The organism is Parabacteroides sp. ZJ-118, assembly GCF_011038785.1.
Lineage (GTDB): Bacteria > Bacteroidota > Bacteroidia > Bacteroidales > Tannerellaceae > Parabacteroides.
In genome coordinates this window covers 1-24,008 of the sequence record NZ_JAAKDT010000048.1, presented here as the reverse complement: position 1 = coordinate 24,008, position 24,008 = coordinate 1, and the positions used below count along the sequence as shown (strand labels likewise).

Annotated in this window: 17 protein-coding genes; 7 read left to right on the top strand and 10 right to left on the bottom strand. The window is 52.9% G+C overall.

Annotated features, from left to right (window positions below):
* Positions 1-3,246 (bottom strand): hypothetical protein (locus G7Y39_RS11655; protein ID WP_165157631.1); only part of this gene is annotated, 3,246 nt, incomplete at its 3' end.
* A gap of 1,106 nt (positions 3,247-4,352) precedes the next feature.
* Here G7Y39_RS11655 and pstC point away from each other — a divergent pair.
* From pstC to phoU, 4 genes are read left to right on the top strand one after another with little or no spacing between them, the layout of a single operon-like run.
* Positions 4,353-5,540, top strand: a complete 1,188-nt coding sequence (gene pstC / locus G7Y39_RS11650) for a phosphate ABC transporter permease subunit PstC (RefSeq protein WP_165157630.1) — start codon at positions 4,353-4,355, stop codon at positions 5,538-5,540.
* 8 nt (positions 5,541-5,548) lie between these two features.
* Positions 5,549-6,436: a phosphate ABC transporter permease PstA gene (gene pstA / locus G7Y39_RS11645; protein WP_165157629.1), complete on the top strand. Its 888-nt coding sequence runs from the start codon at positions 5,549-5,551 to the stop codon at positions 6,434-6,436.
* A gap of 15 nt (positions 6,437-6,451) precedes the next feature.
* Positions 6,452-7,204, top strand: coding sequence for a phosphate ABC transporter ATP-binding protein PstB (gene pstB, locus G7Y39_RS11640; RefSeq protein WP_165157628.1), 753 nt, complete (start codon positions 6,452-6,454; stop codon positions 7,202-7,204).
* 31 nt (positions 7,205-7,235) lie between these two features.
* Positions 7,236-7,910 (top strand): phosphate signaling complex protein PhoU, encoded by a 675-nt coding sequence (gene phoU, locus G7Y39_RS11635; protein WP_165157627.1) that lies wholly within the window; start codon positions 7,236-7,238, stop codon positions 7,908-7,910.
* 31 nt (positions 7,911-7,941) lie between these two features.
* On the opposite strand, the gene G7Y39_RS11630 is transcribed toward phoU, so the two are convergent.
* Complete coding sequence (locus G7Y39_RS11630; RefSeq protein ID WP_165157633.1) at positions 7,942-10,377, bottom strand: glycoside hydrolase N-terminal domain-containing protein; 2,436 nt, start codon at positions 10,375-10,377, stop codon at positions 7,942-7,944.
* Positions 10,378-10,458: 81 nt separating this feature from the next.
* Positions 10,459-12,306 (bottom strand): ABC transporter ATP-binding protein, encoded by a 1,848-nt coding sequence (locus G7Y39_RS11625; protein WP_165157626.1) that lies wholly within the window; start codon positions 12,304-12,306, stop codon positions 10,459-10,461.
* Positions 12,307-12,461: 155 nt separating this feature from the next.
* On the opposite strand from G7Y39_RS11625, the gene G7Y39_RS11620 reads away from it, so the two are divergent.
* Genes G7Y39_RS11620 through G7Y39_RS11610 form a run of 3 tightly spaced genes read left to right on the top strand, consistent with a single transcriptional unit; the run spans position 12,462 to position 17,741 of the window.
* Positions 12,462-13,538 carry a TIGR04133 family radical SAM/SPASM protein gene (locus G7Y39_RS11620; RefSeq protein ID WP_165157625.1) on the top strand — a complete coding sequence of 359 codons (1,077 nt, stop codon included), beginning with the start codon at positions 12,462-12,464 and terminating at the stop codon, positions 13,536-13,538.
* A 43-nt stretch (positions 13,539-13,581) separates the two neighbouring features.
* A complete protein-coding gene (locus G7Y39_RS11615; protein ID WP_165157624.1) occupies positions 13,582-15,357 on the top strand; it encodes a DUF4091 domain-containing protein in 1,776 nt (591 codons plus the stop codon).
* Between the two features lie 14 nt (positions 15,358-15,371).
* Complete coding sequence (locus G7Y39_RS11610) at positions 15,372-17,741, top strand: glycoside hydrolase family 3 N-terminal domain-containing protein (RefSeq protein ID WP_165157623.1); 2,370 nt, start codon at positions 15,372-15,374, stop codon at positions 17,739-17,741.
* Here the strand turns inward: G7Y39_RS11610 and G7Y39_RS11605 are convergent.
* The 7 genes from G7Y39_RS11605 to G7Y39_RS11575 all read right to left on the bottom strand — a co-directional run bounded on the left by G7Y39_RS11605 (position 17,699) and on the right by G7Y39_RS11575 (position 23,806).
* Positions 17,699-18,295, bottom strand: coding sequence for a hypothetical protein (locus G7Y39_RS11605; RefSeq protein ID WP_165157622.1), 597 nt, complete (start codon positions 18,293-18,295; stop codon positions 17,699-17,701). The two genes, G7Y39_RS11610 and G7Y39_RS11605, sit on opposite strands and share 43 nt — an antisense overlap.
* Positions 18,296-18,448: 153 nt before the next feature.
* Entirely contained in the window at positions 18,449-19,762 is a 1,314-nt protein-coding gene (gene der / locus G7Y39_RS11600) for a ribosome biogenesis GTPase Der (protein WP_165157621.1), read from the bottom strand.
* 27 nt (positions 19,763-19,789) lie between these two features.
* Entirely contained in the window at positions 19,790-20,680 is an 891-nt protein-coding gene (era, locus tag G7Y39_RS11595; protein WP_165157632.1) for a GTPase Era, read from the bottom strand.
* Positions 20,664-21,668, bottom strand: coding sequence for a beta-ketoacyl-ACP synthase III (locus G7Y39_RS11590; protein WP_165157620.1), 1,005 nt, complete (start codon positions 21,666-21,668; stop codon positions 20,664-20,666). Before G7Y39_RS11590 ends, era begins: the two co-directional genes overlap by 17 nt.
* Positions 21,669-21,771: 103 nt before the next feature.
* Entirely contained in the window at positions 21,772-21,957 is a 186-nt protein-coding gene (gene rpmF / locus G7Y39_RS11585) for a 50S ribosomal protein L32 (RefSeq protein ID WP_165157619.1), read from the bottom strand.
* Positions 21,958-21,969: 12 nt separating this feature from the next.
* The gene (locus G7Y39_RS11580) at positions 21,970-22,560 is read right to left on the bottom strand and encodes a DUF177 domain-containing protein (protein WP_165157618.1); all 591 of its coding nucleotides are present in this window, start codon (positions 22,558-22,560) and stop codon (positions 21,970-21,972) included.
* An 88-nt stretch (positions 22,561-22,648) separates the two neighbouring features.
* Complete coding sequence (locus G7Y39_RS11575) at positions 22,649-23,806, bottom strand: HAMP domain-containing sensor histidine kinase (protein WP_165157617.1); 1,158 nt, start codon at positions 23,804-23,806, stop codon at positions 22,649-22,651.
* Positions 23,807-24,008 lie beyond the last annotated feature (202 nt).

The window sequence follows — 24,008 nt, the reverse complement described above, 5'->3', positions numbered from 1 at the left end:
GCCCTGGATCGTTACGACACCGTTGCCGGCTACGATAGCGATACCCTCAGCGGCGATCTCGTCGTTGGAAGTGACGAACTCATCACCTTCGGCCATTTGCTCTACGTTGAATACCAAGGCACCGTCAGCGTTTGTCTTAGCGTTGCCGAACGTAGCGGAATTATCAGTCAATACCAAGCAACCGTTCTGCATCTTCAACCAAGCAGCCTTAGAAGCAGGAGCGATACGATGTTCCTCGCAACCATAAACGGTCGTGTATTTACCATCTACTACATCATTCTCATAATCATGAGCATAAACATTGGACTCAATCAAGAACGCATTTGCCTCGCCTTCAGCCTCAACGCCTGCAGCCTTATCCGGATTCACGTGACGGAATGACCAAGTAACATTCTTGTGCTTATCACCAACCAAGTCTACGATAAATTTCGTCAACTTATTGTCGCGGTAGTTCTTGAAGATCGTAGCGGTATCCAACTTGGCCGGTTCCATCTTCTCGAAGCCGTTTGTCAAGACAACCAAAGAGTCACCCACCTTGATAGCCGGTACGAAACCTACGCGAGTGTAGCTATAAGTACCATTATTCTGAGAGTTGATCCTGTACGGATTAACCTTAGCGTCCGTCTCTTCCACTGCAGCAGCGGAATCAGAGAAGTTAACCAAGTACTTGCCATAAACGAAGCCTAATTTGCCGCGGTTCGCATGTACGCACTTGTAAGGATCGTCCGTGATATGACCCTCAGCGTCGATATGAGGACCGGCCTCTGTACAAGGCTCTGTGGCCACACCGTCTTGATCATTACGAGCGACAGAGATCAAATACTGCGGTTTGATATAACCCAAGCCACGGTTCACCCAAGCCGTATCTACATGGAAGAACAACTTGCCACCGGCCTTCTCCGCGTTCCAGATACCTGCGTAGTCAACATGGCTGTCTTGCAAGTTCTCGTTCATCTCATCCATCAAGTACTCGTTACGAACATTCTCAACGAATGCCAAGCATTGTGCGCTATCCGTCTTGCTCTCACCCAAAGCCTCGTTATTGAAACGACGGTACAGAGGAGAATCATAGATCTCAACAGCGAAAGCGGAAGTACGAGCCTCATAGCCACCGTTTATAAACTTATCATAGATGTTACCTTTTACCAAATCCAACGTATTGTCGTCTACAGATACCTTAGAAGAAGCATAGTCGTTAGACTTAGCGCTAACGTTCCTTACTTTAGTCCCTGTATTATCATAAACATCAAAATCATGATCCCATACTACATATTGTCCATTCTTACCTTCCTTATCAAATGTCCGTTCTATAATAGCCGGAATGATCGTATAGAAATGCTTGCCATCCTTATCGTTGTTCTCTTTCAAGAAATAAGTTCCGTGGGCAGTCTTTGAGAATACATATTTCTTCAAGTTGTGATCATATCCTAAATTACGATTATAATTATCCTTGATGCGATATACGTTACGAACCAAGCTATTGTCGTAACCATACTTATCGTCCTTAACAACGATCTCCAAACGGAAGATAGACTTCTCTCCATTCTCATCTACACGGATGATAGAATCCTTATCAAACGGAACATACAAGAATTTATCGGAAGATAAACCGTGCAAATAATTGAACAAATAAGATTGAACTTTCGTATCATCTTCTGTCACATACTTGTAACCCAGCTTATCGTTCTCCACGCTTTCCTTAGATACCGGAATGAACTCCAAGGTGTCACCATCCGCGAAGAATACGTTGTTATCTCCAGCCTTGAACAACTGGCCGTTCAGCTTGAAACTGCGATTATAATTTCCCGCAGCCACATCTAGACTTGTGAACTCACGGTTATAGATCTCCACAGGAGCTGTATCAGAAGTTCCATTCTTCTTAACCACCCACTGAGCGGCAGGCATATGATCGAAGTCCTGATTCTTCTGCTGCGGCATATATCCAAAATATCCCCCCAAGTTTGCGATCAGATAATCACCATCCTCACAGTTCTGTCTCTCAACACCAGACTTATCTAAACCAGAAGTACGCACCTTGATCATATAAATACCCTCAGCCAAAGAAGTCGGTTTCAAACCGGAGAATTGTGTACCCAATACGATCTTCACGTTCTGATCTGCTGGAGCAGCAGGAGATACGCTGCTATACTTAACCGTCAACACTTTTTTACCTGCCAAGTCTGGCATATAAATGTACTGATCATCAGTACATTTATCCAATTTCGCCACTGTAGTAGTAAGAGCAGACGTAGGAGTAACGTCAGTAGCAGGCCATTCAGCATTGTTGTACTTAGCCAATTCGGCCTTGAAAGCTACATCCGTTACACTAGAACTAGCCTTTACAATCTTGTAAGCGACTTTATAAACTTGTACCAAGATATTATTGTTTTTGGCATCATATGTGAATTTGAACTCATAAGAACCTTTATCACGTCCTTTAGCGTCCATCTCGTCATACGTGAACTTAACAAACTTATCAGACTCTGTTCCTGTATAATAAGCGGTATCAACTACCACATATTGCTTCTTGTTGTCAACTTTCTTTCCATTATACAATTTCACATGATCGATTTGAACTCCAGGCTCAGCCTGCAGCTTAGTATCGCTCAAATGATTAGCCTCGCCGGAAGAAACTTGCGGAGTCATTGTCAAACCAAAGAATCCTTCAACAGAAACAGATTTCAACAACGTATTCAAATCAGTGGCAGACAACACGATACCAGTCGGGAAATCATTTGTGTTCACATCAAGTTTCAAAGCGTCTGCATGAGAAGTTGTAGCAGCCGCATCTTTTGCCAAGTAGAATTTGGTACCGGTTTGAGCGATATAGACAACCGAGTCGGACTTGAAATAAGAGACCAAAGTGTTGTTCTCAACAATCCATTCCGTAGCGCTACCACCTAATACCAACGGAGAAGGAGTCGTAGGAGCGGTAGTCACGGCCAAAGATGGATCAACAGCCAATGTAAGACCACTCGCCGGGTTTGTGAAAGAGTAAAGTGTCTTTCCCAAAGAAGATTTCTTCGCGGAAACCTTCCATGTAGCCGGGTTTAATAGATCCAAAGTCGAGATCGAAGGAGTTAAACCCACTTGACCAAACTGTGCGGCAGATGTTGTCTCAGCGGCTACAGTCAAGTATTGGGATGAGGCCTTCAATAAAACCTGATCGCCTACCTTTTGCGCGCCAGCGGAAAACGCAGTCGCCAACATAGCACCGACAAGCAAAGTAGAAAACTTTTTGTTCATAATCTAAAATTTAATATTAATAATAGTGTTAATTAAGTACTTATCCACTTCTTCGATCGCCTTACCGACTTTCGAAAATGGCGAGTCTAAACGATCGTTTAAATCTTGCGTTTTCGAAAGGGAAAAAGGGTGGGTTTGTCAGAGGAAGCGGCGGGTTTGTCAGCGATAGGCTATCCTATTGATAAGAAAGCGGATAAGGAATAAAAAAAATAACACGGAAGGGTTGCAGGAATCAAAGAAACGCGTACCTTTGCAAATGACGAATTTAAACGATCGTTTAAACTCGCCGTTTTGTCCCATATCGTATCATTTAATGTACGTGTACATATATATAGCGTATTCCCATCGTAACGATACTCCCTCACGGCGCTTTCATTCAGGATCCAATGACCCGGACCTCCTCCGGAGCCGCTCGCTTGTCGCTCCTTACAACCCTAAACTCCGTTATCGATAAGACATCCAAATCGTCCTTTTCCTTTCTTTCTGATTCGTTTTATAGGCTAATCGTGACAGCCACGTTCCTAAGATCGGCCAAACCGGAAGCCAAGAGGTGCCGCGAAAGGCGCTTTTGGGTGAGAATATCTCCGTTTTCAAGTACAAAAGGGGGCAAAAACCTACGCATATAGCCGCGCCGGACGACACAAATGCTGCCGCCGGGCATTATAAACCATCAAGAATAGGGTTGTAAACCGCCGTGAATAGGCATTGTAACCTCGTTAGAACCCAGTCGTAAGCCCATGAAATCGCCCAAAGAGGTCAATGGATAGGCTTTCGGATGAGTGATTTTCGCTGGAATGAAAGGACACTTTTCGATATCCGGCTAAAGATGAATCGATTAAATATATTTTAACGTAGAATTGGAAGCGCCTTGTCCCTTGGCCCGAAAGAATCGATTCTCCGGGACTTCCGTTTACAAAATGTCAGAATGTCGCCGCAAGCTTACGCGTCAGGAAGTGATCCGTTATTCGCTTGAGAAGCCTTTTTTGAGGGAGGGGAAAGGAGGGAGAAGAGACGCCCCTTCGCCTTGAAATAGCCCCTTCAAACCATCTTAATCATGCTGTAATATATATATCCGTTCTTCGCGTCGGAACAAATAGGCAAAGATTGTGAGAAAGTTTATCGAAAAATTAGTGGAAGGGGGATTCTTGATCAGTGGAAGCGTCAGTAGCTTTACGATCTTGTTGATCATCGTCTTCTTGTTTAAAGAGGCCACAGGTCTTTTTAGCAGTCCGGAGGTAGAGGAAGGGTATGTATTGGCCGTGAACCGGGAGAATCCGGTCGAGCGTTTGTCGCCCGAGCAAATCATGGATGTCTTCGATGCCCATATCACCAATTGGGAAAATCTAAACGGAGAAGATCAAGCGATACAAGTCTTCCGGTTCTCGGACCTAACCCACTATTATACGGAAGAAGAGCTGGGTGACGAGTTTCAATATGTTCCCGAGAAGATCAATGAGCTTATCCATAAAGAACCGGGGATTATCGCGTTCTTCCCGGAACAATACAAGTCGGAGAACTTTACGGGGAAAATCATATCGGGAGCCGCGATCAAGCCTTCGGAGTTCTTTGGAGGGACGAAATGGTATCCGACCTCCGCTCCCGCCCCGATCTTTGGCCTGACCCCTCTGTTACTGGGCACGCTGTTGGTAAGTATAGGAGCGATCGTCTTGTCCCTCCCTTTCGGAGTAGCGGTAGCGATCTATATGGCAGAGATCGCCAATACAAAAACCCGTAATTTATTGAAGCCGATTATCGAGCTACTGGCAGGTATTCCCTCCGTTGTGTACGGCTTCTTCGGATTGGTGGTGATCGTTCCCCTTATCCAAAAGAGCTTGGACCTTCCGGTAGGCGAGACGGCTTTCGCCGGAAGCGTGGTCCTGGCGATCATGGCGTTGCCGACCATCATCACGGTGGCGGAAGATGCCATGCGGACTACCCCGCGAGCCATGAAGGAGGCCAGCTTGGCCTTGGGGGCCACGCAATGGCAAACCATCTATAAAGTAATTATCCCCTACTCCATATCCGGTATCACGTCTGCCATCGTATTGGGTATCGGACGTGCGATCGGCGAGACGATGGCCGTGTTGATGGTAACCGGAAACGCCGCCGTTATCCCGACCTCGTTCTTCGAACCGGTACGGACCATACCCGCCACGATCGCGGCGGAATTGGGGGAGGCTCCCGCGGGTGGAGCGCATTACCAAGCCCTGTTTATGCTGGGAACCGTATTGTTCCTCATCACCTTGGCATTAAGTATCGCCGTAGAGTATATTTCGTCCAAACGTAAAATCTAATTCAAGACATGGCACCTATTCAACATTTAGGGAATATAGACAAGAGGAAACGGGCCTCTCAGAAGGTCGCTTTCGGTTTCTTTTCTTTTCTGAGTTATTTGGTCGTAGCGATCTTGTTCGTAATCCTGGGATTCATTATCCTAAAAGGAGCGAGCGTGATCAGTTGGGATTTCCTGACACAAGCGCCCCAGGAGGGCATGACCTCCGGGGGTATCTTTCCGGCTATCGTAGGTACGCTCTATCTGGTGTTCGGAAGCAGCTTGATCAGTTTTCCCATCGGCATCATGAGTGGTATTTATATGAACGAGTATGCCACGAACGGGAAACTCATCCGCTTCATCCGTATCATGACGAATAATCTGAGCGGCGTTCCTTCCGTTGTTTTCGGGTTATTCGGTATGTCTCTATTCGTAAGCACCTTGGGTTGGGGAGATTCCATCATAGCGGGTTCGTTTACCTTGGCGCTGATGTCTTTACCGCTTATCATCCGCACGACGGAGGAGGCGCTGAAAAGTATCGATGATTCTTTCCGCCACGGCAGCCTGGCGTTGGGAGCCACGAAGTTGCAGACCATCCGCAGGGTCGTGCTGCCGATGGCGTTCCCCAACATTATCACGGGATTGATCCTTTCGATCGGCCGTGTCTCCGGCGAGACCGCCCCTATCCTTTTCACGGTGGCCGCTTATTTCTTGCCGCAATTGCCGAAAAGCATTTTCGACCAATGTATGGCGCTACCGTACCACTTATATGTTATCTCTACAAGCGGTACGGATATCGAGGCCTCCCGGGGAATGGCTTATGGCACGGCGCTCGTACTGATTGTCATCGTATTATTGGTAAACCTTTTAGCGAACGCCTTACGCGGTTATTTCGCCAAGAAGGTAAAAATGAATTAAAAAAACAAGACCATTATGATAAAGATTGATGCTAAAAACGTAGACTTTTATTATGGGGATTTCCATGCGTTGAAGAACATCTCCATGGAGATAGAGCCGAATACGTCCACCGCTTTCATCGGACCGTCCGGTTGCGGAAAGTCCACGTTCCTCCGCCTGTTCAACCGCATGAACGATCTGATACCGGGCACGCGCATGGAAGGCCAGATCCTGATCGACGGAAGGGATATCTATACGAAAAGCGAGAAAGTGGATCGCTTACGTAAAAACGTGGGAATGGTTTTCCAGAAGCCGAACCCTTTTCCCAAGACGATTTATGAGAATGTCGCTTACGGCCTGCGGGTAAACGGCGTAAGCGATGAGAATTATATCGAGGAGACGGTGGTCAAGACCTTAAAGCAGGTCGTACTCTGGGAGGAGGTGAAGGATAAGCTGAAAGAATCGGCCTTCGCGCTTTCCGGCGGACAGCAGCAACGCCTGTGTATCGCCCGTGCCTTGGCGATCTCGCCCTCCATCCTTTTGATGGACGAGCCGACTTCCGCGCTGGACCCGATCTCGACCAGCAAGATCGAGGATTTGATACATGAGCTGAAAAATGAGTATACGATCGTAATCGTTACCCATAATATGCAACAAGCGGCCCGCGTCAGCGACAAGACCGGATATTTCTATTTGGGGGAATTGATTGAATACGACAATACCCGGAAGATATTCACCAATCCGGAGAAGGAATCTACACAGAATTACATTACCGGACGGTTCGGATAATTGAGAATTAAACATTGAAACATTGAAGAGTATGAAGGTTATAGAGCAAGAGATTCATTCGTTGAAAAATAGTATCAGCGAGATGTGGGCGTTGGTTCACCAGCAATTATACAACGCGGGGGAGGCTATGCTCACCGGAGATAGGGAACTCGCTTATAAGGTAATCAGCCGGGAACGCCGGGTAAATGCTTTCGAGCTAAAGATCGACAGCGATTGCGAGGACATCATCGCTTTGTATGCGCCGGTAGCGATCGACCTGCGTTTCGTATTGGCTATGTATAAGATTAATACGAACCTGGAGCGTCTGGGGGATTTCGCCGAGAGCATCGCCCGCTTCGCCGGAAACCTCCCCAAGGGGGAACCGATCGATCCGCAACTGATCAAGGAGACCCGGGTAGAAGAGATGCTGTCGGAGCTACTAAGCATGATCTCGCTCACCAAAGAGGCTTTTGAGAAGGAGAGCTCGGAGATCGCTTCCCGGATCTTCTTGAAGGATAATTTGATCGATGAGATCAATCATAATTCCAGCGCTATTATCGCCAACTATATAGAGACGCATAAAGGCAGCGCGTTGGCAGGGCTATATATGGCCGGCGTTATCCGGAAAATGGAACGTTTCGGCGATCATTGCACGAACATAGCGGAAGAGCTCATTTTCTATCTGGACGCCAAAGTCTTGAAGCACATGGACAAAACCGGGCAATGACGCGCTCCGCATGGGTCTGCCGGCACAGGGTTCACAGGGTGATTACCAATTCATCGCCCTGCCGCAAGTCCACCGTCAGCATGCCATCGATTACGGGTAAAGATACCGGCTTCTGATTTTTCTTGAGACTCAGGTTCGCGGTATTCGCCGGAAGCTTGATCTGGAAAGAACCGGAAACGACCGCTTTCAATCGAGCTTCCGTCAACAGACCTTCCGTCCATTTAGCCGACACCTCCCCGCCATTCCGGACTTTTAAACCGCTAAAGCTTCCGTTTTTCCAAGCGGAAGGCAGGGCCGGCAAAAACTCGATCCAGCCGGTCTGACTCTGTATCAGCATCTCCGCGATACCCGCCGTGCCTCCCAAATTGCCATCGATCTGGAAAGGAGGATGGGCGCAAAACAGATTGGGATACGAACCGCCTCCCTTCACCTCCCTCGTATGCTCATCCACGCAGGGACGTAACAAATCACCCAGCAATTTATACGCATGATCGCCCTCCTGTAGACGCGCCCAGAAATTAATCTTCCAAGCCATAGACCAGCCCGTGCTTTGATCGCCACGGACCTGCAGGGATTTACGGGCCGCCTCGGCCAACTCCGGCGTATGCGCCACCGAGATCTCATTCCCGGGATAAAGCCCGTATAAATGAGAGACATGGCGATGGGTAGGCTCTATCTCCTCATACGCCTCGAGCCATTCCAGGATACGGCCGTCTTTACCGATCGTCGTAGGCATCAAGCGATCTCGTTTCATCGCCAACTCAGCGGCGAACGCGCTATCCACGCCCAGAATCCCGGCGGCCTCGATCGTATTCGTAAATAATTCCCGCACGATCTGGTTATCCATCGTCGATCCGGCACAAATACTCGCGACACTTCCGTTTGGCATTTTATACGCGTTTTCCGGAGAGGTCGTAGGAGCCGTCACCAGGTATTTGGTGCGGGGATCTTGTACCAACATATCCACGAAGAATAGGGCAGCCCCCTTCATCGTCGGATAGACATCCCTCAAATAGGCCTGATCCAATGTATACTGATAATGCGTATACAAATGCTCGCATAGCCACGCGGCGGATGTATTCGTGGCGCCCCACGAGGGATGTTCGCCCGGGGCGGTAAATTCCCAGACATTCCCTAAAATATGCGTGACCCATCCCCGTGCGTTATAAAAAGCCTTGGCCGTGCGTTCACCGCTATGGACTTGCTGTTTCGTCCATTCGATCAGCGGAAGGTGCAACTCGGAGAGGTTCGTTACCTCCGCGGGCCAGTGGTTCATCTGCAAATTGATATTCAAGTGATAATCCCCGTTCCAGGGCGTATGGATCGTATTACACCACAAGCCTTGCAAATTCGGGGGCAGTAGCCCCTGCCGGGTCGAGGAAATCAACAAATATCGACCGAACTGGAAATACAAAGCCGCCAATCCGGGATCGTCCTTGTCTTGGGCGAACGCGGCCAAACGCTCCGGGATCGGAAGATGATCCCTTTCGCCGTTTCCCAAATTCAAAGAGACCCGGTCAAACAGGGAGCGATAAGCGAGCGTATGTTCCCGGCGCAAGGTGGCGAAATCCTTGGATTCCGCTCGCGACAAGCATTCTTCCAAGGATGGTCCGACTCCGTCTTTATCGAAATAATCCGTCCCCAGACTTACCAGGAGGATCGCTTCCGAGGCACTTCGCACCGACAGACCGCTATCTGTCGCTGCCAAATCTCCGCCCTTCGGCAAGACGATACGGACACGAGAAGCGAAACGCGTCCCTTTCATCTCCAGCGTATCCACTCCGTCCGGCAATTGTCCCCGCATCAGCAAGTCCCTTCCGTCCACGGCGACCGTCGCATGTTCCGGACGATTCATGCCTACCGAGAAATTCAAGGCCCGATCCGCGTCCGCCACCAGATGAATCACTCCCAGATCTCCGGAAAAAGAGGTAAACATCTCCCGTTGGTAATTCACGCCCCCTCTTTTGAAAGAGACGGAAGCGATCGCCTCGCTTAGGTTTAACCGCCTGCGATACCCCGCGATAGAATCCGATTCATCCGGATAGGTATATCTCAGCACCAGATTCCCGAACAATTGGTAACTCCCGTACGGAGCGTTCGCCCCGTCGCCCAGATTACTGCCGGCCCCTTCGCAGACGAACGTCTTATACATCAAATCCTGTGCCTCGTCATTCCGTCCCTCAAATAAAAGGCGACGAATATCCGCCAAAGCGCGATACGCGTGAGGATTGTCCGTATCTTGCTTGCTTCCGGACCACAGGGAGATCTCGTTCAGGACCACATGCTCCCGCTCGATACCGCCATCCGGCATCATACCGATACGGCCGTTTCCCAGAGGCAAGGTCTCTTCCCATATCCGCGCCGGTTGGTCAAAATGATAAGCCAGCTCCCTCCCGGTTTTCGCGTCCGGCAAATTACAGCCGAAAAGGAGCGATAACAAAATCAAATAAATTCCTTTCCCATTCATACCATTGTTCCTTGTCATTGTTTTTCTGTCAAAAGCCGAAGAGACGATCCGCGGCGACCCGAGGGTCCGCACGGCAGCATCCTAAAAGCTTTGCATATCACATAATCGTTTATAATAGCCATTCAAGGCCAGCAACTCCTCGTGTTTGCCCCGTTCCACGATCTCCCCCTCATGCATCACACAGATCTCGTCCGCGCCGCGGATCGTGGAGAGACGGTGGGCGATCACCACGGTCGTACGGTTCTTCATCAAGTTCTCCAACGCCTCTTGTACCAAACGTTCGGATTCCGTATCCAAGGCGGATGTGGCCTCATCCAAGATCAAGATCGGCGGATTCTTCAAGATCGCGCGGGCGATACTGATGCGCTGGCGTTGCCCGCCGGACAGCTTGCCACCCCGGTCGCCGATATTGGTGTCGTACCCTTTCTCACTCGCTTTGATAAAATCATGAGCGTTGGCGATACGCGCGGCCTCCTCCACCTGTTCCATCGTAGCTCCTTCCACGCCAAAAGCGATATTGTTGAAGAAGGTATCGTTAAACAAGATCGCCTCTTGATTGACATTTCCCATCAATCCCCTAAGGTCGAGCAGGGTGGCCTCGCGGATATCCGTATCATCAATACGGATACGCCCCTTATTCACATCATAAAAGCGAGGCAACAGGTCTACCAAGGTACTTTTACCCGAACCGGACTGACCGACCAAAGCCACGGTCGTTCCTTTCCGGATATCCAGATTGATCCCTTTCAGGACCCAGGCTTCCTGGTATTTAAACCAAACGTTCTCGTAACTGATTTTCGCTTTCAAGGCGATTTCCTTCGGATGTTCCGGATCCCGGATATCCGTCTCCGCGTTCAAGATCTTATCGACGCGTTCCATGGAGGCCAGGCCTTTCTGGATCGCGTAAACCGACTTACTCAGATCTTTCGCGGGATTGATGATGCTGTAGAAAATAACCAGGTAATAAATGAACGTAGGAGCGTCGATCGGGCTATGCGCGCTCAAGATCAGCGTGCCTCCATACCAAAGTACGATCGCGATCGTAACGGTTCCCAAAAACTCGCTCATCGGGTGCGCCATCTGTTGGCGGCGATAGACGCGGTTTGTCAACCGGCGGAAGGCATCATTGCTTCGCTCAAAGCGGTCTTGTATTTTTCTCTCGGCGTTGAAGGCCTTGATAATACGGAGCCCGCCTAACGTCTCCTCGATCTGGCTCATCAGGAATCCCCATTGTTGTTGTCCTTCCAAGGACTTCCGTTTCAACTTCTTGCCGACTTGTCCCATCACATAACCCGCCAACGGCAGCAGGATCAAGACGAACAGGGTAAGTTGCCAGCTGATCGCGACCATACCCGCCAGATAGATCGCGATCAGTATCGGGTTCTTGAACAACATGTCCAACGAGCTCATGATGGAGGTCTCTATCTCATTCACGTCTCCGGATACGCGGGCGATAATATCCCCTTTCCGCTCCTCGGAGAAGAAGCCCAACGGCAACCGCGTGATCTTTTGGTTAATCCGGTTACGGATATCGCGAACGACTCCGGTCCGGATCGGGATCATCGTATAAAAAGCCAGATACAGGGCCGTCACTTTCAAGAAAGTCGCCACGATCAGGAAGAGTCCTAACATAATCAAGGCGAACGAGCCTCCGTGTACCTGTATTAAATCGGACACGTACCAAAAAAAGTTATTCTTGATCAACGCCGGCAAGGCCTTCCACGACTCCCAGCTTCCCGCGTCAAAATTCCAATCCATGAAGAGGTAATTCCCCTCATCCATCTTGAACAAGATCTGAAGGATCGGGATAATCAAGGCGAAAGAAAACAGGTTCAAGATCGCGGAAAGCACGTTGAACACGATGTTCAGGGCCATATACTTCTTGTATGGGGGCACGAAACGCTTTAAAACACGTATGAAATCTCTCATAAATTGATCGGTTGCATTGCGATGGCAAATATACGAAAAGTACGGCTATATCCACCCGTATGATCGGCGATATCCTTGGAAATCTGATCCTATTGTCGTAAATTTCGGCGAAATTGAATGCATGGACAGGAATGCCCGCGAAAAAAACAATACCTATGAACAAACACCCGAACATTAAGAAACGTATCGCCCTGGAGCTTTTCCGAAGCATCAAGAGGAACAGGGCTAAAATCCACGAGTTGCATACGCTCTTTTGGGAGTGCACGCTTCGTTGTAACATGTCCTGCCGCCATTGCGGAAGCGATTGCCCGGCCTCGCCCGCTGTCCCGGACATGCCGGTCGAGGACTTCCTGAAAGTCATCGACGGTATCACGCCTTACGTCGAGCCGGGCAAGGTGCTCGTCCTCTTTACCGGAGGCGAGGCGCTGGTTCGCGAGGATATCGAGGAATGCGGCTTGGAACTGTGTCGCAGGGGATATCCCTGGGGGGTCGTCACCAATGGTTACCTGATGACCCGGGAACGGCTCGACTCGCTCTTGGCTTCCGGGTTGCGCACGGCGACCATCAGCCTGGATGGTCTCGAGGAGGCGCACAACTGGCTCCGCCGCGATCCGAGAAGTTTCGAGAGAGCGGTGGATGCCCTCTGTATGCTGGCCGAGGAGAAGGAGATCGCCTGGGACGTGGTGACTTGCGTGAACCAACGCAACTTCAAGGAATTGATGCTCTTCAAGGATTTCCTGATCGAGATGGGCGTAAAACGGTGGCGTCTCTTCGCGACCTTCCCGATCGGGCGCGCCGCGGGCGAGAGGGACTTGTGGCTGACAAACGAACAGTTCACATGGGTCATGAACTTCATCCGCTTCTGCCGGAAAGAGGGCAAGATGCACGTCAGCTACAGCTGCGAGGGCTTCCTCGGGAATTACGAGGCGGAGGTGAGGGACTCGATTTTCCAATGCGACGCCGGCATCCACACGGCCTCGATCCGCGCGGATGGCGCCATCTCCGGTTGTCCCGGCATACGGGCGGACTTCCACCAGGGGAACATCTACAAGGAGGATTTCATCGATGCCTGGGATCACGCGTTTAAACCGTATCGCGACCGCCGGTGGGCGAGAAAAGGGGAATGCGCGGATTGCAAGATGTTCCGCTATTGCGAGGGCAACTGCATGCGCCTCCGCGACGACGGGGGGAACCTGCTCGCGTGCCACTACAAGCGGTTAGTTGACAAATAATGCGTATCTTTGCCTCAGTTAACATTCTAAAACAAGCAATCGTATGAGAAACACGTTCATCCTTTGTGCCTTCCTGGCACTGAGCCTTTTTACCGTAGCCCAGCAATCCGAGAAATACCCGCTGGGCGACTACACGGAATTGACCGACACGAAACCGCGTGACAGCGACGAGGTCTGGGACAAGCTATCAACCCCGACCCAATTGAGCTGGGGCACGACGGATATACGCTATCCGAAACTCCGTATCCCGGATGTGCGGAAAAGCGATCGCTGGCAGACGAAAGCCTGGAAGGGGGAACGGGTAAACGCGCAAGCCGTGTTATGGACCCGGGTGGGACTCGAGGATGCCACCATCGCCGTGAGCGACTTAAGGAGCGGCTCTTCCCGCATCCCGGCATCGGCGATCACGACGCACTTCGTCCGTTACGTCATGACCGATGAGTTGAACAAAGACCGTAAGGGCGGTTGCGGGCACCGCGAGAACAAGGCGGAATGGGACTCCTCGATCGTGGCGGATGTCTTGGATATCGTAAAGATCCGCGACATCCAGGCACGTACGACCCAGCCGATCTGGATGAATATCTGGATCCCCCAATCCGCGAAAGCCGGTAGGTACAAGGGGACCCTGACCGTCACGGGGAAAAATGCCGCTCCCCTGGAGCTGCGAATAGAGGTGGACGTGCTGGATCGCACGCTTCCCGCCCCGAAAGACTGGGCGTTTCATCTGGACTTGTGGCAGAACCCGTATTCCGTGGCCCGTTACTACCAGGTCCCGCTTTGGAGCGAGGCGCATTTCGACGCCATGCGCCCGATCATGAGGATGCTGGCCAACGCCGGGCAGCGCGCGATCACCACGAGCATCATGCACAAACCGTGGGCCGGACAGACCGAGGATCATTTCGACAGCATGATCACCCGGATCAAGAAGATAGACGGCACGTGGAGATACGATTACGCCGTCTTCGACAAATGGGTGGGATTCATGATGGACGAGATCGGCATCGACGACATGATCAGCTGCTATACCCTGATCCCTTGGGCCTTGTCTTTTGATTATTACGACGAGGCGACAAACCGCGTACGATTCCTCGACGCGAAACCCGGCGACGCCGCCTACGCCGGCTATTGGGATACGTTCCTGAAGGATTTCGCCCGCCACCTGCGCGAGAAGGGCTGGTTCGAGAAGACCGTCATCGCCATGGACGAGCGTCCGATGGAGGCGATGCGCGAGGCGATCCGGGTCATCAAGCGAGCCGATCCGGCCTTCAAGATCTCGCTGGCCGGGAATTACCATCCGGAAATCGAGTCCGACCTGTACTACTTGAGCATTTCCTACGGACACAAGTTCCCCGAGGAGGTGAAGGCCGAGCGCGAGCGCAAAGGCCAGATCAGCACCGTCTACACCTGTTGCGCGGAAGCCTTCCCGAATACCTTCACCTTCTCCGACCCGGCGGAGGCGGCGTGGACGGTCTTGCACGCCGTGGCCGGGGGCTACGACGGCTACCTGCGCTGGTCGGTCAACAGCTGGACCGCCGATCCCCTGCGCGACTCGCGTTTCCGCACCTGGGCGGCGGGCGACACCTACAGCATCTATCCCGGCCCGCGCAGCAGCATCCGCTTCGAGCGTCTGGTCGAGGGGCTGCAAGATTGCGAGAAGATCCGCCTCCTCCGGGAGGAGCTGAGCGCGAAGGGGGCCGAGGGCAAACGCGAGAAGCTGGACAGGGCGGTCGCCAAGTTCACGCCGGAGGGATTATCCGAGACCCAGACATCCGCCACGCGGATGGTCCGCGAGATTCATCAATTGCTGAACACATTCTAAAAAATCATTCCATTATGAACAAGCTATTCATGCTCGCGTGCCTCACGATGGCCCTGCGAGCGGGGCAGGCCCAGACCTTGCCGCGATTGGGCGAAGACCCTGTCGAGAAAGTCGTGGCCGCCATGACTACCGAAGAGAAAGTATCCCTGCTGATCGGGACCGGAATGCCCGGTTTCGGCGGCCAGTCGGCCGTAGTGGGCAGTACGCAAGACATCGTGCCCGGGGCCGCCGGCACGACCTTCCCGATCGAACGCCTGGGAATCCCCGCGATCGTGGTGGCCGACGGCCCCGCCGGGCTGCGGATCTCCCCGACGCGCGAGGGAGACGAGGCGACCTATTATTGCACGGCATTCCCGGTCGCCACCTTGCTGGCCTCCACCTGGAACACCGCATTGGTCGAGAGCGTGGGCAAGGCCATGGGCGACGAGGTGAAGGCATACGGCTGCGACGTGCTCCTGGCCCCCGCGCTGAACATCCACCGAAGCCCTCTCTGCGGGCGTAACTTCGAGTATTATTCCGAGGATCCCTACCTGACAGGCCGGATCGCGGCCGCGATGGTAAACGGCATCCAAAGCAATGGCGTGGGGACCTCCATCAAGCACTTCGCCGTCAACAACCAAGAGACCAACCGGACGGGGACGGACGCCCGCCTCTCCGCCCGCGCCTTGCGGGAGATCTACCTGAGGGGTTTCGAGCGGGTCGTGAAAGAGGCGAGCCCGTGGACGGTCATGTCTTCCTACAACAAGATCAATGGCGAGTATACCTCCGAGAGCCGCGATTTGCTAACGACCATCCTCCGCGACGAGTGGGGCTTCGACGGACTTGTCATGACCGACTGGTTTGGCGGCAAGGAGGCTCCCGCCCAGATCCGCGCCGGAAACGACCTGCTGATGCCCGGGCGGCCGGACCAGAAGGCGGCCCTGCTGAAGGCGCTCGAGACGGGCTCGCTCGCCATCGAGGAGGTGGACCGGGACGTGACCCGCGTCTTGCGACTGATTCTCCGGTCGCCCCGCTTCGCCCGCTACGCCTATTCCAACCAACCGGACCTGAAGGCGCACGCCGAGGTGACCCGCGCGTCCGCCTCCGAGGGCATGGTCTTGTTGAAGAACACGGATAACACCTTGCCGCTGGCTCCGGGCATCCGGAAGATCGCGGCTTACGGGACGACCTCGTACGATTTCATCGCCGGCGGCACGGGCAGCGGCGACGTGAACGAGGCCTATACCGTATCCCTCGTGGAGGGCCTGGAGCGGGCCGGCTACGTCATGGACGCCGAGGTGAAAGCCCTCTACGAGAGCTACGGCGCCGAGGAGAAGGCCCGGCAGCCGAAGGACGCGAATCCCGCGGCCGCTTTCTTCAACCATCCCCGTATCCCGGAGTTCGTGCCGGATGCCGCGGGGCTGGCCGCCAAGGCGCGGGAGGCGGATATCGCCTTCGTCACGATCGGGCGCAGCTCGGGCGAGTTCCAGGACCGGAAGGTCGAGGGGGATTTCAACCTGACGGCGAATGAGCGGGCGTTGATCCAATCGGTCTGCGACGCGTTCCACCGGGAGGGGAAGAAGGTGGTCGTGATCCTGAACATCGGGGGCGTGATCGAGACGGCCAGCTGGAAATCGGCCCCGGACGCCATCCTGCTGGCCTGGCAGGCGGGGCAGGAAGGGGGTAACACGGTAGCCGACATCCTGTCGGGCAAGGTGAACCCGTCCGGCAAGCTCCCGATGACGTTTCCCGCAAGCATCGCCGACGTGCCCTCCACGAAGAATTTCCCGGACGCCTCGAGCCTCGACCCGAAAGAGATGCTGGCCGGATTCATGGGAGGGAGCCCGGAGCGTACGGACCGGAGGAATATCGACTATACCTGCTACGAGGAGGGTATCTACGTGGGGTATCGTTACTTCGACACGTTCGGCGTGCCCGTCTCCTACCCGTTCGGCTACGGACTGTCGTACACGACCTTCGACTACTCGGGCTTGCGGATCCTCGCGGGCGACGCGGGCTACCGCATCAGCTGCACGGTCACGAACAACGGCCCGGTGGCCGGGAAGGAGGTGGCGCAGCTCTACGTCTCCGCCCCCGGCGAGAGCATGGACAAGCCGGCGAAAGAGCTGAGAGGCTTCGCCAAGACGCGGCTCCTCCAGCCGGGCGAGAGCGATGAGATCCTCTTCGAGGTGAGGGACTCGGACCTGGCCTCCTTCGACGAGCGCGCCAGCCATTGGGTCGTGGAGCCCGGCAGCTACGAGGCGCGGGTCGGCTCCTCCGCCGCCGACATCCGCCTGCGGGGTTCCTTCCGCGTGAAGGGCCGGGTGACGGAGAAGACGCACGCGGTGCTGTTGCCCGTCGCCTATGAGTCGTCCTCGCCTTTCAGCTCCCGGAAGGCGAGGTAGATGTCCACGCGTCCCTCCCGCTTCATCTCCATGAAGCCTTGCTCCGAGGCGAAGAGGACTTTTTCCTGCCTCTCCTCCTCGGTCCACGTATCGGGGGCGAAGGGGAGGATCTGCCGGTCGCCGGCCGTCCGCATGAAATAGACCGCGGGCAGGAGCCCGTTCAGCTGGATCCCGTTCGGGGCGACATAGCGCTCCTCGTATTGCCGGGAGAAGTCCGCGCTCACCCGCTCCAGCCAGAAGCGGTTGAGGTTATTCATAAACAGGTAATCCGTGCCCCCCTCTCCCGGCAGGGAGGTGTAGAGTATCGACGAGACTTTCACGGCGCCGGCCGGCGTCGTGTACAGGTAATAGAAATAGACGGTCCATGTACTCTTGGAGCGGGTCTGGAGGGTATGCGTCTCCTGCAGGGAGTGCAAGGCCCAAAAGCCTGGGGGCGTGCATCGCACCCTTTGCACGAACTTGTCCTTCGCGATTTCCACCCTTCCCCGGATCTCCAGGAAGTCCTTATAAGCCACGGCCTCTATTTCCTCGTTTGTCATTGCTGGCGTAAACATGATCGTTTTATTTTAAAGGTTTCAAATGAGGCGTGAAGATACGACTATTAACGGGGATTCGTCGCGAACGCGCTGCTTTTTTAGGGATAAAACCAAGGTTCATCCCCGTTTTTCCCTTCCGTGAGCGCGCCGGCGGAACCTCGCGTATCGGGTTTACTTTTCCCGGATGAAGATGTTGATCGGCGTACCGGTAAAATCCCAGTTCTCGCGGATCTTGTTCTCCAGGAAACGTTTGTACGGCTCCTTGATCCATTGCGGCAAGTTGCAGAAGAACGCGAAGGAGGGCACGCTGCCCGCCGGAAGCTGGGTGATATACTTGATCTTGATGTACTTGCCCTTCCAGGCGGGAGGGGGGTAATTCTCGATGACCGGGAGCATCACCTCGTTCAGCTTGGCCGTGGGGACACGCTTCGAGCGGTTCTCGTAAACCTTCCTGGCCATCTCCAGCACCTTCAGGATACGCTGCCTCGTCAGCGCGGAGATAAACAGGATCGGGAAGTCGGTGAACGGCGCCAGGCGCGCGCGGATGGCGGTCGTGTACGAGTCGATCACCTTCTGGCTCTTGTCCTCGACCAGGTCCCACTTGTTCACGCAAACCACCAATCCCTTCTTGTTCTTCTGCACCAGCGAGAAGATATTCATATCCTGGCCCTCGATGCCCCGCGTGGCGTCCAGCATCAGCACGCAGACATCCGAGTTCTCGATCGCGCGGATCGAACGGATCACCGAGTAATACTCCAGGTCCTCGTTCACCTTCCCCTTCTTGCGGATGCCCGCCGTGTCCACCAGATAAAAGTTCTGGCCGAACTTATTGTACCGCGTGTAGATGGAATCGCGGGTCGTGCCCGCGATATCGGTGACGATATGCCGTTCCTCGCCGATGAACGCGTTGATGAGGGAAGACTTTCCCGCGTTCGGGCGTCCGATGACCGCGAGGCGGGGCAACGCCTCCTCCGGCAGCTCCGTCTTCTCCTCGGGCAACGTGGCCACGATCTTGTCCAGCAGGTCCCCGGAATACGAGCCGTTGATGGCCGAGACGCAGAGCGGGTCGCCCAGGCCCAGCGTGTAAAACTCCGCCGAGGCCGGATGCAGGGCGTAATTGTCCGCCTTGTTCGCCACCACGATCACCGGCCGCTCGCGACGGCGCAAGATCCGCGCCACCTCCAGGTCCAGGCTCGTGACGCCGCTCGACACGTCGACGACGAACAGGATCGCGTCCGCCTCCTCGACCGCCACTTTCACCTGCTTGTTGATCTCCTCCTCGAAGACATCCTCCGAGTTCACCACCCATCCGCCGGTGTCGATCAGCGAGAACTCCCTGCCGGTCCACTCCACCTTGCCGTACTGGCGGTCGCGGGTCGTGCCCGCCTCCTCGTTCACGATCGCCTGGCGGGTACCCGTCAAGCGGTTGAAAAGGGTAGACTTACCCACGTTGGGCCTCCCCACTATCGCTACTATATTTCCCATAATTTCTCCTTTCGTATGCTATGATTATTAGTCCAGCTGATAACCGAAGCGCCTCAATAAGTTGTCGCGGTTACGCCAGTCTTTCTCCACTTTGACAAACATCTCCAGGAACACCTTCTTCCCGAAGAAACGTTCGATATCCTTCCGGGCCATGGCGCCTACTTTCTTCAACGCCTGCCCTTGATGCCCGATGATGATCCCCTTCTGGGTATCGCGCTCCACGATGATCAGCGCCTTGATACGGATCAGCGCGTCCTCTTCCTTGAACAACTCGACCACCACCTCCACCGCGTAAGGGATCTCCTTCTGGTAATACAGCAGGATCTTCTCGCGGATGATCTCTGTCACGAAGAAACGGGCCGGCTTGTCGGTCAGGGCGTCTTTCTCGAAATAGGGCGGCGAGTCGGGCACCAGCTCCTCCACCCGGCGCCTCACGTAATCGACGTTGAAGTTGGAGAGCGCGGCGATCGGGATGATCTCGGCCTTCGGGAGCCATTCCCTCCACCGGTCCGCGAGCGCCTCCAGCCTCGGCTGATCGGTCCGGTCGATCTTATTGATCAGCAAGAGGACCGGGCAGGTCATGCCTTGCACCCGCGCCAGGAACTCGTTGTTCTTGTCGATCGTCTCGACGACATCCGTCACGTACAGCAGCACGTCGGCGTCGCCCAAGGCGGATTGGGAGAAATTAAGCATGGATTCCTGCAGCTTGTAATTCGGCCGCAAGACTCCCGGCGTGTCAGAGTACACGATTTGCATATCGTCGGTATTCACGATACCCATGATGCGATGCCTTGTCGTCTGCGCCTTCGAGGTGATGATCGAGATCCGCTCGCCGACCAGACGGTTCATCAACGTGGACTTGCCCACGTTCGGGTTTCCGACGATATTGACAAAACCCGATTTATGCTTTTTCTCCATCATACCCCCATTTCAGATAAACCGCGCCCCACGTAAAGCCCGCCCCGAAAGCGGCGAGGATCAGGTTATCACCTTTCCTCAACCGACGCTCCCATTCCCATAGGCAGATTGGGATCGTGCCGGCGCTCGTGTTACCGTATTTCTGGATATTGACCATCACCTTGTCCATGGTTACGCCCAAGCGTTTGGCCGTAGCGTCGATGATCCGCAGATTCGCTTGGTGCGGGACGATCCACGCGATATCATCATGCGTCAAGCCATTCCGCTCCGCGATCTCGGCGGCCACGTCCGCCATGTAAGAGACCGCATACTTAAACACCACCCGTCCGTCCTGGTAAACGAAATGCTCGCGGTTATCCACCGTCTCGCGGGAAGGCGGATAGGCCGAGCCACCCGACTTCATGATCAGATGCGGATAGCCTACGCCGTCTGTACGCAAAATCGTATCCCTGACACCGAGCGCCTCGGCAGTCGGCTCCAGCAGGACCGCCCCGCAACCGTCCCCGAACAGGGGGCAGGTCGTGCGATCCTGGTAATCCGTGATGGCCGTCATCTTATCGCCCGCTACGACCACCACCTTCTTGTAACGCCCCGAGCGAATATAATTAGCGCCCGTCTCCAGCGCGTACAGGAAACCCGCGCACGCGCCTTGCATATCAAACGTCATCGCGTTCTTACAACCTGTATGGTAGGCGATGATAGAAGAAGTGGTCGGGAAATGATGATCCGGGGTGGTCGTAGCGATCAAGAGGACCTCCACTTCTTCCGGATCCAGGTTCGTTTTCTCGAGCAACTGCCTCACGGCCCGTATTCCCATGTAAGAGAGCCCTACGCCCTCCCCTCTCAATATCCTGCGCTCCTTGATGCCTACACGGGTCATGATCCACTCGTCCGTCGTATCGACCATTTTGGAAATATCCTCATTTGTCAATACATCCTCGGGGACGTATCCACCCACTCCTGTGATAACCGCGTTTATCTTATCCATAACTTAAAAAATAAAAGGACTACTGATCGCTATTAAAAAAAAGCCCTAAAATAAACTTTTAGGGCTATTTCTTTTGTTCATCAAACCATATCAGCTGACAAACTTACACGGCGACTTCTTTTTCAATCGCTAACTTACCTCTGTAATAACCGCACTCACCACATACCGTGTGGTAGACGTGCCACGCGCCACAGTTCGGGCAAATTGCCATTGTTGGAACTACAGCCTTGTCATGCGTTCTTCTCTTGGCTGTTCTTGTCTTACCTTGTCTTCTTTTAGGATGTGCCATTGTTTTATTTATTTAATTGTTATCATTCTCCAGCAAACCTTTCAGGGCATCCCAACGAGGATCGGCAGGACGAGCGCTCCCGTCACCTTCCGACGTCCTGTCATCACCGTCCATGTCATCCTCAAAATCGTCTTCGGTCTCGTCCGAACTTCTAGCGGTATGTTTCTTCAATTTAGACGACATTGCCTTGTTACATTTACCCGGCGCATGTACATGCTTCATGGGAACCGCCAAGGCGATAAACTCATACAAGAACCACGCCAGATTAATGGCGCCCTCCTCTTCCGGTATCACGACAACCTCATCACTCTCCTCGGCATATTCCTTGCCGAATTTTACCACCAGACGATTGTGGGTATCAATCGGAATTTCCATATCGTCCAAGCATCTATCGCATGGAACGACAACAACCCCCTCTATCTGAAAGTTCATCTCAAATATCATTGACGACCGCTTTACGGTAAGATGGACCTTCACTTTGCCCTTCTGGACCTCGGTTCCGTCAATATCCACAAAAAACTTGTTCTCCAAAAGATACTCGAATTCGTGTACTCCCGGAAAGAGATTCTTCAAATCTATACTATACAATTTAAATTTTCCCAAAGCCTTTTAGTGTAAAAACCTTGCAAAGGTACGAAAAAACTAAATACAAAAACAATACCCTTATGCTTATTTTTTCCCATCCTGCGATTTAGCCTTTATATTTCCTCAATTTCATACGAAAAGTCGTCCCTTTCCCCAGCTCGGAACTCTTCACGAAAATCCTTCCTCCTTGGAAGGACTCGATAATACGCTTTACCAGGGACAAGCCCAGCCCCCAGCCGCGTTTCTTGGTCGTATACCCCGGATTGAAAACCGTCTTGAATTTTGATTTCGGGATGCCTTTTCCGGTATCTGTCAGATCGATCAGCACGACCTTGTCTCTTTCCTCTACTTTCAGCGAAATCTCACCCTGCCCTTCCATGGCGTCCACCGCGTTTTTCGTCAGATTCTCAATGACCCAAGCGAACAGGGAATCATTCATCAAGACCAATACCGGTCGCTCCGGTAAATAGGTATTGATTTTCACCTTCGAGGAAATACGGGTCTCCATATATCCCAAAGCCGTACGGATGGACTCCACGATATTTGTCGGGACCGGATCCGGATCCGAGCCGATCTTAGAGAAACGTTCCGCTATCGTTTGCAAACGCTTCACGTCCTTATCCATCTCTGTCAATAGAGAAGGATCCATGTCTTTCGTTCGCAAATATTCGACCCACGCGATCAACGATGATATAGGCGTTCCTAACTGATGAGCCGTCTCTTTCGATAATCCGACCCATACTTTATTCTGTTCCGCCTTCTTTGTGCTGGCTAAGGCTAAAAAAGCGATTACTATAAAAACAAATACAACGGATAATTGCGCGTAGGGATAAACAAGCAATCGCTTTAAGATAATCGAATCATCGTAATACAAATATTGGTAAGTACCATCCTCCATGTCAATCACGATCGGAGGATTTTTAGCTTTCAGTTCCTTAACCTTGTTCGTCATAAACCGCGCCACATTCTTTTCCGGGATCTCTATATTATTGTAAGAAACCACGCTATCCGTCTCACTGCACAATATAACAGGGATGGAAGTATTCCCTTGAATGATTTTCAGGATAAGATTCATATTCAGGCTTGGATTCTCACTGGTCATGACCCGGGTTGCCTCACTCCAAACCTCGATCTTCTGACGCTCTTCTCGAGCCAGATCCTTAATCAAGAGATCCGAGACTACCACAGAAGCCATAGCGATCAATACCGCGGCGAAAATAAAGCCAAATTTCCATCTTTGACGAGAATCGTATATGCTGCTCATAAGTCAGAATCATTCAGTAAACGCTTAATATAACGGCAAGGTATGAACTTTATTGTTGCCGATTCAGCAAACAAAGGGTCAGCGGATTTTTCCGGTTGGGGGGATGACGTTCTCAACTATATTGATTAACTTAGGGGCATGAAACCCGAACAATTGTTACGAGCCATCCTGCCGGATGTGCTGATAGACAACTTCGATGTTG